A 12,244-nucleotide genomic window follows, 5' to 3' on the forward strand; every position below is an offset into this window, starting at 1 on the left:
ATCTGATTTCTTCCTGTTCTCTCTTCCTTTCAATGGCATTCAGTGCAGCCGCACTCTTGCCCCCTGCGGAAGACTCCGTATAGCATCAGAGGGAGCAGGAGGGCCGCAAAGCCAATCTTAATGTCTTCTGGAAGCAGTTCTCCTGCGCTTCCCAGGGTTGCAGTCGCACTTACTCCCAGCTTAAGGTAAAGCCAGTCAAGAAAGATTCCTGCCCCAAGGGAACACAGGGAGATCACTCCAAGGTAGAGGGCTGCAGAACGCTTTCCCAGGAAACGGGCTACCATGGTTATGGTTGCCGCATTGGTTGCAGGACCTGCAAGAAGGAAAACAAAAGCCGTGCCAGGGCTCATTCCTTTGGCTACGAGGCTTGCGGCAAGAGGAGTCGAGGCTGTAGCGCAGATGTAAAGTGGAATTCCCACTACAAGCATGGCCAGCATTGACCCGAGCCCTCCTCCCAGGTATTCCTGAATCAGGGTTTCGGGAACAGCATAGGAAATTATCCCTGCAAGCAGAATTCCAATCAGCATCCACTTCGAGATTTCTCCGGGAAGTTCTATGTAGGAATATTTCAGTCCTTCCAGGAACTGTTCTTTTACGGATTTTTTGCTTCTCCCATCCGGCAATGATTCATTTTTCTCCTGCTCGCAGTGCCCGCAGCCACACGAGGATGTTTTGCTTTCAGTGGCCTTTGTTGCTGAGGGAAGTGTGAGGGGCAGGACTCCTTTTTCTGATCCGGTCTTCAATTCCAGAGGCATGGCTTTTGAAGGCACCGTATTCAGGGCAGGATAGTCCTTTTTTCCTGTCTCCGGAACTTCAGGTGAGCTGCAGCCGCAGGAATGGGAGTTGCATTTTTCCCCGGCTGCCGATACTCCTACAAGGGTCGAGACAGCAAGGATTTCTGTTTTTTTCCCGGATTTTTCCAGTCTTTTGCTTCCTTTTTTTTCGGGTTCTTCCCCTATCAGCAGGTTGTCTGCAAGCCCTGCAAGAAGTGCAGTTACAAGGGTTGCAATCGGGCGGAAAATAGTCATCAGGGGGTCAAGGAGAGCGTAGGTGATTGCAATAGAGTCCACTCCGGTCTGGGGAGTCGAGATCAGGAAGGACAAAGTTGCACCTCTGGTTGCCCCCCTTTTCCTTATAGACATGGCTGCGGGGATCACTCCGCAGGAACACAGGGGAAGGGGAAGACCTGCCAGGGAGGCGTTGATAACGGAACGGACTTTTCCTGCTGATGTTCCAAGGTATTCCACAATTTTCTGGTCAGGAACAATTACATTGAGGATACCTGCAACGCCGAAACCGAAAATTAGGTAAGGGGCAGCTTCCACAAAGATTTTCCAGGATGCGAGAAGGATCCCCGAAAGCAGGAAAGGAATGAAGCTGAGGAATTCAAAGCTCATGTTTTTTCCTCCACATGTTCAAGGCACATCTCGATGAGTGTGCGTACATGTTCGTCTGCGATGTAGTAAACCGTAAATTTTCCTTCCCGCCTTACTCTTACAAGGTCAAGCTGCCTGAGGGTCCGAAGCCCATGAGAGACTGCAGACTGCGTGACTTCAAGAGCCTGCTCGAGTTCACAGACGCACATCTCTTTCTGCCTGAGCAAAAAAAGGATTTTCAGGCGGGTATCTGATTGAAGCGCCTGAAAGACTGCAGACATCCGTGTAATATTTTCGGAATCCGGGACCTTCTGCATCAGGGTTTCTATCTTCTCTGGGTTAACACGATCGCACTTATCTTGCATGAACATATGAACAACTGTTCATCTATTAATCTCTTTCTCAGGACTGCTCCGATCTGAATTGATATAAGGTTTCCAGCCGGCCTAGTGCTTTTGTTTTTATCTACTGTACGCAGGCGGGCTCAAGCAGGGCGCAGCACGTGGAAAGAAAGAACAGGGGATAAAACAAAAGGTCATTTCGGAATAATACCAACCAATTAACCAGGGAGCACCCTTTTATTTCTTCTTCAAAATCTCAGGATAAGGGCAGCAAAAGACACAAGGGCAAAAAGGGATACCCAGTCTCTTTTCTGCATTAAAAGCTCATGCATCGAAGTCCTGCGAGTTCCCTGATATCCCCTGCTCTCCATTGCCAGAGCCAGTTCTTCAGCATCCCTTACAATGCCTCTTATCAGGGGAATTACAAGGGCAGGAACTGAGTGGAAAGGATTCCGTCCGAAATACATGCCCCTTGAAGCCTGTGCAGCTTTTGTCCGCTCAACCCTCTCAAAAAGAAGGGGGAGAAAGGCTATCGAGAGGTTCATCATTGTCGCAAGTTCAAAGGAGTTCACTCCCAGCCAGTGAAGGGGCAGTGGACGAAGTATTCTCTCTATCCCGCAGGTAATTGCCGAAGGGTCGGTGCTGGCTGTCATAAGGGCGGCAAAAAGCAGGAGGAGTATAAACCGTACAGAAAGCCTGAGCCCATTTTGAAGCCCCTCGATACTCGGCTGCAGGATCCAGAACGAAGCCGGCACTCTTCCTTCGGTGAAAAATAGCTGCGCAAGAAAGATGAATATTATAAACAGCAACATAGGTCTAACTGCCCGGAAAAATACTCCGACTGGCAGCCCGGTGAATGATGCAAGGGCAAAAAAGAACGCAAAAAGGGCCCCTATCCCGAAAAAACTTTCAGTCCTGAAGACCAGAATACCCAGCAGCATCACAGCTGCGAGTTTTGTCCTGGGGTCAAGCGTATGCAGAAAGGAAACCCCGGGAACGTAACTGAAAACAGGTTCTTGCATGTTTTTTCTCGTTCTCCCTATTTTTTTCTTTTTCTTGCTTTTTTAGGCTATTCTTCAGGTTATTTTTCAGCTTTTTCTTTTTCAATCATTGATTTTACTTTCAATATCTCTTCAAGAGCTTCTTCAACCGTAAAGACAGCAGGGTTTACCGGTACGCCCCTTACTTTAAGTTCTCTCATCATGGACGCTACAGGGGGAAGAGGTACGTTTTCGGTCTCAAGGTACTCTTTTCTGCTTCCCTGATAACTTATCCTGCCTTTCTGGATAAGCACTATTCTTTCCAGAAGGGGAAAAAACCCTTTTAGATTGTGGGTCACAGTTATAATTGCAGTACCCCGATCCTTTATCTTTCTGAGAGTATCAAGAATTTCTTTTTTCCCGGCAGGGTCCAGCCCTGTTATAGGTTCGTCCAGCACAAGATAGTCCGGCCTGAGGGCAAGGGCACCTGCAAGGGCGACTCTTTGCATCTCTCCCCCGCTCAGGCTGAACGGGTCTCGAAGTAGCATTGAGCGGTCGAACGAAACTGCGTCAAGGGCTTCAAAGACTCTTTCTTCAGTTTCTTTTCTTGTATATCCGAAGTTTAGTGGTCCGAATGCTATCTCCTCATATACTGTCCTGCAAAAAAGCTGGTCTGCAGCCTGCTGAAAGACCATCCCTACCCTTCGTTTAACTTCTTTTGAAGAGGGGGCAAGCCCATCAACAGTTACTTTTCCTGAATCCGGGCGCAAAAGTCCATTAAATAGTTTTATGAGGGTGGATTTTCCTGCACCTTTTTCTCCCAGGATCCCCACGAATTCCCCTTTTTCGATGCGCAGATTAACATCTTTTAAGGCTGCTGTTTCAAGAGGGGTATTTCTCGAGTAGAAAAAACTTACATTTTCAAGAATAATCGGCATATCTCCTCCGCAAAGTTGGAAGGGGAAGAGGTCTTTTCCCAGGGGACCGCAACTCCGTGATTTTTCAGGTGTTCTGCAAGTTCTATCAGGGAAGGTGGAGTGAGCCCGAGATCTCGGAGAGAAGGATCTGAAAGTACATTCTCGGGTTTTCCTTCAAGCACTATCCTCCCTCTGTCCATTACGATAATTCGGTCTGCAGCATGAAGCTCTTCAAGATTATGTGTTATATACACTATGGTTTTTCCTTTTTCATGCAGTCTTTTTACACGTTCGAGGACGGCTTTCCCTGAATCAGGGTCAAGCATGGAGGTTACTTCATCAAAAACAAGACATTCAGGCTCCATGGCGAGGACTCCTGCAAGAGCCACGCATTGTCCCTGCCCTCCACTCAGGGTCTTTGGAGAATGATACCTGTATTTCTCAAGCCCTGTTTCAGCAAGGGCTCTATCCACACGCCTCCGGATTTCCATGGGGGGAAGGCAGAGATTTTCAGGCCCGAAAGCAAGGTCTTCTTCTACGGTTCTGCCAACAAACTGAGTTTCAGGGTTCTGAAATACAATTCCGACAATTTTCCTGATCCCCTGAAGCTTTGAAAAGTCTCCGGTATCCATGCCCCTTACCATGACCTTTCCTTTTTGAGGCCTCAGGAGCCCGTTAAGGTGGAGGGACAGAGTGGATTTCCCGCTCCCATTTTTTCCTATTATCCCTATGTACTCCCCTTTTTTTATTCCCATGTTTATGTTTCTTAGGGCAGGGGTTCCATCAGGGTAATTGTAACTTACGTTTTCGAACCTTATCATGCTGAATCGAATTCTATTTTTTTTCTTTTTAAATTAAGTGAAATTTGAGAACTTAGTTTTTTTCCGGGAATGGGATTGCTCAGGGCTTTAGAGGTCATGAAGGATTTAGAGTTTGTGGGTTGAAGCGATATATGCGGCAACTGCGATTTTTACTATTTCTCCTGGCAGGAAGGGAAAGGCTCCGAAGGTAAGTGCTGTCCAGGGTCCTATTTCGGCTACCAGCATCAACTGGGAAACCCCTAAGGCATATATGACCAGAACTCCTGTGCTCATATTAAGGGCATTGACCGCAAACCCTGAGTTTCCGGCACTTTCCGCCTTTTCGGAAAGTTTGCCTATAAGGTAGGCAGCCAGCATAAAACCGAAAATGTACCCTCCAGTAGGTCCGAAAAGCACTCCTATTCCGGAACTGCCTCCTGCAAAGACCGGAAGCCCTGCAATGCCAAGCAGGGTATATACAACCATACTCAGGCTTCCCCATTTGCTCTTCAAAATGCTTCCTGCAAGCAGGACAAAGAATACCTGCAGTGTGACAGGAACAGGCGAAAAGGGAATGGGGATCTGTATATATGCCCCTGCCGCAGTCAGGGCTGCAAAGAGGGAGGCAAAGACCATTTTCCTAAGTTCGGGAGTATGGGCGGGGTAAGAATGATCATGTCTCATATGCATATTTTTTCCTTTTTTGTTAATTTTATCTCTTTACCCGGCTTTCTGTCAGCTTTTCATGTTTTTGTTGTTTACTCGATTCTTCTGTCTGAAAAAGTGTCAGGTAAATATTTTTTGAAGATGTATGAATGTGACTTGAACGTGAATTGAATGTGAATTAAATAAATTCGATAATTCTGAGAGTATATTCAAAGCATACAGAGTTATTGTTAACTCTTTTTTTCTGTACATCTCTGAGGGCTATGTAATTCCCTGTAATCATAACTGCATTGTTAACCCACAGGGGTTACATGGTTTACATTGAATTTAAAACTTTCCAGAGGTCTTCTATAGTCACACTTGCAGATTTTCTATGCTTCGGAGCGATAATTAAATATATATCTTATGCCGGTATTATGGATACTTCACCTGGAATGCAGTTTTAGCATACTGTTACATGCTGTATTTTCGGGAGTTGCATTGTGGGCGCGTGGCCTAGCCCGGATATGGCGGCAGCCTCCTAAGCTGTAAGTCGGGGGTTCGAATCCCTTCGCGCCCGCTAAATTCCATTTTCTTATCTATTGTCTGTTTTTCCTTTGTTTCGTTTTGCCTGTTTCACCTTATCTGTTTTGGTGGTCTGTTTTTGGAAGTTTATCTGATGTGAAAAGCTTTTCAAGTATATGTTTTCTGCAAGTATAGACGCTGTTTCTTCTTCAGCAGTTTCTCATTTTATGCTTTTGTTTTCTGGCCATCTCCTCGCTGTGTCCGTAAAAAACAGATCCTCGGTAGGTGAGAGAAAAATCGGTCTTCGGAAGAGAATCATCCAAACAAGAGAAGAGTCAGAACAAGAGAAGAGTCAGAACAAGAGAAGAGTCAGAACAAGAGAATAGTCAGAACAAGAGAAGAGACAGAACAAGAGAAGAGACAGAACAAGAGAAGAGACATGTTCTGTAAATTATGGAATAAATTCTTATTTAGAAATACATTATTCCTAGCTGGAATACAGTAAATGCTTATAATGCAGCATAATTTCTATTAAAAAACATAACTGCCGCTTCAGAGGAAACAGGAATTGATCAGAAAAGCCCGGATAAGTGATGTTGTTGAGATGAAGCAAATCATCAACACTTACTCTAAGGATGAGCTTATGCTTGCTCGCTCCCTTAGTGAGATGTACGAGAACATAAGGGATTTTTATGTATGTGAGATCGAAGGAGAGGTTGTGGGATGCTGTGCCCTGCATGTGGTCTGGGAAGACCTTGCAGAAATCCTTGCTCTCGCAGTTAAGCCCGATTGTGCAAGAAAAGGAGTAGGCACACAGCTTGTTTCAGCCTGTCTTGAGGATGCTAAAGATCTCGATATGAAGGAAGTCTTTGCTCTTACTTATGTGCCTGAGTTTTTTGAAACCCTGGGCTTTAATATTGTGGATAAAAACAGCCTTCCCAGGAAAATCTGGTCTGGTTGCATCAGGTGCCCCAAATTTCCGGACTGTAATGAAATTGCAGTTCTTAAATCTATCAACGCCTGAAATCTTTCAGGAACCCTCAGGAAGTCTTACGCTTCACGACTCCTGAATTTTTTATTTTATTTTTCCTGTCCGATTCCATGTGATAAAGCCCGGGTTTGAAATCTTTTTCAACCCGAATTTCTTTAAAATGGCAAAAACCAAAAGCTATTTATTCAGTGATTCTATTTTTTAGGTTGTCCTAATCATCTGGCCTGATAAATTTCGGGCATGTGTTGGTGGAATGGTGTTAATGCATACAGATCGACTCGAAGAATACTTAGAAACTATTCTTTACCTTATTACGAAAAACCAGAGCCCTGCAAAAACCAAACAAATTGCAGAAGAACTGAATGTATCTCCGCCCAGTGTGACGGAAATGATCAAAAAATTGCATTCTATGGGGTTCGTCGAGTATAAGCCCTATCAAGGGGTCGAATTGACCACTAAAGGGGCCGAAGAAGCTATCCGGGTTAAGAGGAAACACCAGGTTCTTGAGACTTTCCTGGCTGAAGTCCTTGATTTTGACAGGAAGGAAGCCCACAGGGAAGCCTGCGAGCTTGAGCACGCGGTATCAGACTCAGTGCTTGAGAAACTTTACGATTTCCTGGGAAATCCGGAGTACTGCCCCGACGGACACCCAATTAATATCGATAAAAGTAACTTGCAGCGCGAGGAAGGATTCATTCCTCTCGATGAAATGAAAGAGGGAAGTTCAGGTACGATTGCCAGGGTAACCCTTCCAAGGGAGACAAAAGAGCGTTTAACCTCTCTTGGTATCCTTACAGGAGAAGGTATTGAAGTCAGGCGCAAGCAAAAACAGGGATGTATCTCAGTCATGGTTGTTGGGTCTGAGATTGCTCTTGGAAGAGATATCGCAAAAAAAATTTTTATCACTCCTAAAGGTAAAAATGCGTAAAAAAGGGACAATGCTGGCACTTTACAGGTACAGGGAAAAATTAATGGAGGCATGATAGGGATTTCCAGCTCATGCTGTACTTCTGGCAACAGAGGTCAAAAGAATTCTCCTTATGATGTGACACTGGCCTTCATAGGCAACCCAAGCGTTGGAAAAAGCGTTTTTTTCAGCAGGCTTACAGGAGTTGGGGTTGAGGTTTCCAATTACCCGGGCACTACGGTTGCGCTTAAAAGAGGAAGTGTAAATGCCAGAGGCAAGACCATTGAAGTAGTTGACCTGCCTGGAATATATTCTCTCGGGGTTGCAAACGAAGACGAAAAGGTAACCAAGAGATTTCTTATTGAAGATAAGCCGGATGTCATTATCAATGTCCTTGATGCAAGCCGGCTTGAGAGAAACCTCTATTTGACTCTACAGCTGCTGGAACTCGATATCCCTATGGTTATTGCCTTAAATCAGGTGGATCTGGCAGCAGAGCTCGGAATTCTTATTGATACGGAAAGACTTTCAGAACTCTTAGGCCTGCCTGTAGTCTCCACTGTTGCAACGTGGGGGATAGGGCTTGATGAGGTAGTGCTCGTGGCTCTCGAAGAGAAAGACAAAGTCCAGGACCACCACAGGGTAAAGTACAGCCAGTGGATTCTCCAGGCTCTGTCCGGTCTTGACCATGCTTTTCCGGATTCATCTCAAAGTGTCAAGATTGCAGCTCTGCTGAACGATGCCGAGTTTGTGGAACTCTGCTGCATGCCGCCTGAAGCCCATGCCATTCTCTCTTCTGCCCGACGCTTCAGGCAGAACCTTGAGATTGAGCACGGAATTTCAGTTCCGGATACCGTTGCAAGAGACCTGTACGGAGAATCAGGGCATATCGTAGATAGTGTTGTCTCAGTGTTCGAGCCGAAAAAAAAATTTCGTGACAGGATAGACAGTGTTCTTACCTCTCCTAACTTCGGGATTGCGGTTCTCATAGCGGCCTTGCTCCTTACTTTTCTTCTCGTCTTCAGGGTAGGAGGCTTCCTTGAAAACTGGATTGTGAATGATTTTTTTGAGCCTCACGTGATTCAGCCAGTGGAAACAATGACTCTTGGCATGGCGCCTATCTTTAGAAACCTGATTCTTTATTCCCTGCGGGGTGTGGAAGCCGGATTTGCAATTGCAATCCCGTATATTGCAGTTTTCTATGCTATCCTTTCCATATTCGAGGACTCAGGCTACCTGACCAGGGCAGCTTTTCTCCTGGACAACCTGACCCACAAGCTCGGGCTTCATGGGAGAGCTGTTATTCCTCTGGTTCTGGGGTTTGGCTGCAATGTCCCCGCAATAATGGCAGTGCATGCCCTTGGTACCAGGAGGGAAAAGCGGATAGCTTCGCTTCTCATCTCCCTTATTCCCTGCTCTGCAAGGACAGTTATTATCCTGGGACTTGTGGGGACATTTGTTGGTTTCTGGCCCGCGGTTTCTATCTATGTGTTGGATGTTCTCATTATTGCAGCGATGGGTTGGGTTCTCGGAAAAACCCTTCCAGGCCAGAGAAGCGGCTTCATTATGGAAATGACCCCTCTCAGAAAACCTGAACTGAAATCCACTCTCAGGAAGACCTGGATGAAAAGCCGGGAGTTTTTATATATCGCTTTTCCGCTGCTGCTTGCAGGAAGTGCATTCCTCGGAATCGCCGATGCCCTTGGTCTTCTTTCGATCTTCCAGGACTTTGTAGAACCTGTATCTGTTGGCCTTCTGGGTCTTCCGGCTTTTGCCGCAACAGCCCTGGTTTTTGGAATTCTCCGAAAGGAAATGGCTCTCCAGATCCTGGCCGTACTTGCAGGCACAGCCAACTTCGCAGCTGTAATGACCCCCCTTCAGATGTACCAGTTTGCGGTTATTACTACCATTTATGTCCCGTGCGTGGCAACGATTGCAGTACTGAAGCATGAGCTTGGAACAAAGGATACGGCTATGATTGTTACCTTCACCATATTCCTTGCTCTTGTGGTAGGTGTCTTGATCCGGATTCTCGGGCCTCTCTTCCTGTGACGCCCGAGTTGCGATTCGGGATCACAGGAAATCGGAGATTTCCTGGGAGTTGCACTGCAAGTGCAACAGCCCGCAGTCCTTTTCGCTGCGCTCAAGAGGATTATTTATGAGTTTTAGTAGTGAACTTTGCTCCAAGGACAAATTTATGGGTTTTATCAGTTATCTTGCTCAAGAAGGCTAATTTATGGGTTTTAGTAGTGAACTTTGCTCCAAGGACAAATTTATGGGTTTTATCAGTTATCTTCGCTCAGGAGGTCTAAATTACAAATATTTCTTACCCTTTCAACCATATTCGCTATAAATAGTCGTTTTTTTCACTTCTTTTAAGATGGGCAGACAGGCTGGTGGAGGCGCTCATATTTGCCGGAATTGAAACACGGTTTCCGGGGTTAAGGGAGGTATTTCTCTGGCTGAAAGAGGGACGTGCTGAAATTCCGTTATATTGAGTAAAAAGCGGTATTTAAGGAAAGATCAATTAATTTATGAGATTAATTAAATTATCAAAAAACAGCAAGTTTTTTTATTTGCCTCAGTGCCGATTCGTTGGAACGTATGTTTCTGTATGCCGGGTACAATATTTATATATTAGTAAACTTATCCATTCTTTCTCGTCTGTTTTCATATTATAGTAAATTATTAATACTTCATGCATCGTGTTTATTTTCGATGACTCGGATTACCGATCACATACACAAAAACGTTTTTAGTGTTATTATGGATATTTTCGAAATGGATCATTTCCGAGAGCCTGAAGTTGAAGAGGTTCAACTTTTCCTTGAAAGCACCGGGACCCACGGTTCTATTGTTAACGAGAGTGCTCTGGAGATGGACTGCAGCACATCCCCCAAAATCCAGGAGAGGCAGAGTGTACTTCTTAATTTCGATGAGTCTATTCCGTCCATTGAGTAACACTTTCTTCTAAAAATTTCCAACCCCTGTTGAAATCCAACTCTTTAACTCCTTTCATTTTAGAGTTAACTTTTGGGTTTCATTCCCTATTTTGTACAAATCCCGGACTGAAGCCTCTATCTTGTTTATATGAGATCATTAACAGCATTCCGCGTTCTGGACTTCATCTCTTATTTTTATATCTGCCTTTATCCAGTCTTTCCGGGAAGTAGAATTGCACCTGCTGCACATATATAATATTTTTGTGCAGATGCTTCCAAAACATATTTATTCTACTGTTCTGCCCCTTTCCTCTCCAGGAAAGTTATTATCTCCACGGGATTCCTTAATTCCGGATCCGGGTATTATGTGCTCGAAAGTGAGGCATTTTAGCATCAATATTATTCTTTACAGGGTGATTTAAGGAAAACTGTTCATTCTCTTCCAGAGCATTTTCCGATCTGCATCTCCTGTTTTCTGTCCTTTCTGATGTTTAACCCTTCTTCCTTCGGAAATTTAATATTTTTTGCAATTTCTCCTGTTCTTATATGCGGTTTCTGCACCCGTTTTCAGAAAGGTTTATTAAGTTATCTTATTATAATATAATTTAAAGTTATTTCGGGTCTGCTGAATACTATCGATTACCATATATATATAAAGTAAGATTACATGTACTTTATACACATTATTTAAATTTGTCAGATTGAATCTATTTAATTATATTACACTGATGTTTCATGCTAACAAAAAACTGCAGACATAAGGAAACCCGGGACCCGAATTTATTGTTAGAGGTATTTTCATGAGAACTGGACAGAGGGACGTGCACAATACACCGCTTAAAAGGCGATTGTCAATAACCTATGAGGAGCTCGAGACTCTCAAAAAATCAATCAAGATTTCGGTTCTCAATGAACTGCAGGCCGAAATGGAAAACAGTTCCGATCTGGATTCCTTTAAGGATCAGATCCTTTCCGAAATCAGAACCGAATTGAAGAGGCTCCCTGATTCTGCATCACTAAAGGCTTCAATTATTAGCGAACTGCGAGCCGAATTCAGTTCTGGCAAAGATAATGACTCTTCGACGGCGGACCGGCGGCTGAAGGAACTGGCAGGAATTCAGGAAGGGCTTGTCAGGGAGCTGCTTGACCAGAAAATGCTTATAAAACAGCTGGAAAAAGACCTCGAAAAACTCTCCGGAGCGCTGGGATGCATGCAAAATACTGTTTCTTTCTCTCCCCCCTTGCCTCCCTCTTCTCCTTCTGTTTCTCTTCCCATCCTCGAAGACCCCCTTGACCTTCCTCCTCTCTCCAGAAAACCAACGCGTAAACTTGAGTTCAGGAAAGAGAATCCTTCCTCACACGAGCTTATTGATTTCAGGGAAGCTCCTGCATCCCTGCCAGGCACAAATGCAAAAGTTCAGCTTAAGATAAGGGAGGTTGAGCCCGAGGAACTTGACGAACAGGAGGTTGTCGAAACAAAGTGTGAGTATATCATCGCCGAGAGCGGGGATCGAAAACGGCTTAGAGGCAACATGAGGCAGTCGACTCCAGTAAAAGAAGCCCCTGCGGGACAGTTGTTCCCTCCAAGCTCGAGATCTTCTATGAGGCGCCAATCTCCTGTGAATGCAGATCCTGTAAGAGCCCGACCCGATGATGATTATAAATGCGAGTACATAATCGCCGAAAAGGCTCCAAAAAAGCGTTTAATCGATGAGTCCGTGGATCTTAGGGATACTGATGATGCGGAAATCATAACCTGCAATCGGAAAGACCCCCAGGCGTAATGAGGCTGAAAAAACGGAGACATCCTCAAAAACGCA

11 protein-coding genes and 1 tRNA gene are annotated in these 12,244 nt (G+C 44.9%); 6 read left to right on the forward strand and 6 right to left on the reverse strand.

Annotated elements, in window-relative coordinates; translation table 11 throughout:
- Positions 1–29: 29 nt before the first annotated feature.
- The 6 genes from EO98_RS14405 to EO98_RS14430 all read right to left on the reverse strand — a co-directional run bounded on the left by EO98_RS14405 (position 30) and on the right by EO98_RS14430 (position 5,104).
- The gene (locus tag EO98_RS14405) at positions 30–1,397 is read right to left on the reverse strand and encodes an SO_0444 family Cu/Zn efflux transporter (RefSeq protein ID WP_048137891.1); all 1,368 of its coding nucleotides are present in this window, start codon (positions 1,395–1,397) and stop codon (positions 30–32) included.
- Positions 1,394–1,741 (reverse strand): helix-turn-helix transcriptional regulator, encoded by a 348-nt coding sequence (locus EO98_RS14410; RefSeq protein ID WP_048131637.1) that lies wholly within the window; start codon positions 1,739–1,741, stop codon positions 1,394–1,396. Before EO98_RS14410 ends, EO98_RS14405 begins: the two co-directional genes overlap by 4 nt.
- Positions 1,742–1,965: 224 nt before the next feature.
- On the reverse strand, positions 1,966–2,739 hold the full coding sequence (locus tag EO98_RS14415; protein WP_048137892.1) for an energy-coupling factor transporter transmembrane protein EcfT: 774 nt from the start codon (positions 2,737–2,739) through the stop codon (positions 1,966–1,968).
- A 59-nt stretch (positions 2,740–2,798) separates the two neighbouring features.
- Positions 2,799–3,635: an energy-coupling factor transporter ATPase gene (locus EO98_RS14420; protein WP_048137893.1), complete on the reverse strand. Its 837-nt coding sequence runs from the start codon at positions 3,633–3,635 to the stop codon at positions 2,799–2,801.
- Positions 3,611–4,435 (reverse strand): energy-coupling factor transporter ATPase, encoded by an 825-nt coding sequence (locus EO98_RS14425; RefSeq protein WP_048137894.1) that lies wholly within the window; start codon positions 4,433–4,435, stop codon positions 3,611–3,613. Before EO98_RS14425 ends, EO98_RS14420 begins: the two co-directional genes overlap by 25 nt.
- A gap of 105 nt (positions 4,436–4,540) precedes the next feature.
- Complete coding sequence (locus tag EO98_RS14430) at positions 4,541–5,104, reverse strand: biotin transporter BioY (protein WP_048137896.1); 564 nt, start codon at positions 5,102–5,104, stop codon at positions 4,541–4,543.
- Between the two features lie 460 nt (positions 5,105–5,564).
- On the opposite strand from EO98_RS14430, the gene EO98_RS14435 reads away from it, so the two are divergent.
- The 6 genes from EO98_RS14435 to EO98_RS14460 all read left to right on the forward strand — a co-directional run bounded on the left by EO98_RS14435 (position 5,565) and on the right by EO98_RS14460 (position 12,208).
- Positions 5,565–5,639: transfer RNA gene (locus EO98_RS14435), tRNA-Arg, on the forward strand.
- Between the two features lie 513 nt (positions 5,640–6,152).
- Positions 6,153–6,608, forward strand: coding sequence for an N-acetyltransferase (locus EO98_RS14440; RefSeq protein ID WP_048137898.1), 456 nt, complete (start codon positions 6,153–6,155; stop codon positions 6,606–6,608).
- A gap of 229 nt (positions 6,609–6,837) precedes the next feature.
- Entirely contained in the window at positions 6,838–7,503 is a 666-nt protein-coding gene (locus EO98_RS14445) for a metal-dependent transcriptional regulator (RefSeq protein WP_048137900.1), read from the forward strand.
- Between the two features lie 51 nt (positions 7,504–7,554).
- A complete protein-coding gene (gene feoB, locus EO98_RS14450) occupies positions 7,555–9,534 on the forward strand; it encodes a ferrous iron transport protein B (RefSeq protein ID WP_048137902.1) in 1,980 nt (659 codons plus the stop codon).
- A gap of 729 nt (positions 9,535–10,263) precedes the next feature.
- The gene (locus EO98_RS14455; RefSeq protein WP_235282815.1) at positions 10,264–10,443 is read left to right on the forward strand and encodes a hypothetical protein; all 180 of its coding nucleotides are present in this window, start codon (positions 10,264–10,266) and stop codon (positions 10,441–10,443) included.
- A gap of 781 nt (positions 10,444–11,224) precedes the next feature.
- Complete coding sequence (locus EO98_RS14460; protein ID WP_048137904.1) at positions 11,225–12,208, forward strand: hypothetical protein; 984 nt, start codon at positions 11,225–11,227, stop codon at positions 12,206–12,208.
- The last annotated feature ends 36 nt before the right edge of the window (positions 12,209–12,244 follow it).

The sequence above is a fragment of the Methanosarcina sp. 2.H.T.1A.6 genome (genome assembly GCF_000979455.1).
Lineage (GTDB): Archaea > Halobacteriota > Methanosarcinia > Methanosarcinales > Methanosarcinaceae > Methanosarcina.

Coding starts and splice junctions, on each gene's coding strand:
- EO98_RS14405 (WP_048137891.1), bottom strand. CDS start 1,397: ATGAGCTTTGAATTCCTCAGCTTCATTCCTTTCCTGCTTTCGGGGATC.
- EO98_RS14410 (WP_048131637.1), bottom strand. CDS start 1,741: ATGCAAGATAAGTGCGATCGTGTTAACCCAGAGAAGATAGAAACCCTG.
- EO98_RS14415 (WP_048137892.1), bottom strand. CDS start 2,739: ATGCAAGAACCTGTTTTCAGTTACGTTCCCGGGGTTTCCTTTCTGCAT.
- EO98_RS14420 (WP_048137893.1), bottom strand. CDS start 3,635: ATGCCGATTATTCTTGAAAATGTAAGTTTTTTCTACTCGAGAAATACC.
- EO98_RS14425 (WP_048137894.1), bottom strand. CDS start 4,435: ATGATAAGGTTCGAAAACGTAAGTTACAATTACCCTGATGGAACCCCT.
- EO98_RS14430 (WP_048137896.1), bottom strand. CDS start 5,104: ATGCATATGAGACATGATCATTCTTACCCCGCCCATACTCCCGAACTT.
- EO98_RS14445 (WP_048137900.1), top strand. CDS start 6,838: ATGCATACAGATCGACTCGAAGAATACTTAGAAACTATTCTTTACCTT.
- feoB (WP_048137902.1), top strand. CDS start 7,555: ATGATAGGGATTTCCAGCTCATGCTGTACTTCTGGCAACAGAGGTCAA.
- EO98_RS14455 (WP_235282815.1), top strand. CDS start 10,264: ATGGATCATTTCCGAGAGCCTGAAGTTGAAGAGGTTCAACTTTTCCTT.
- EO98_RS14460 (WP_048137904.1), top strand. CDS start 11,225: ATGAGAACTGGACAGAGGGACGTGCACAATACACCGCTTAAAAGGCGA.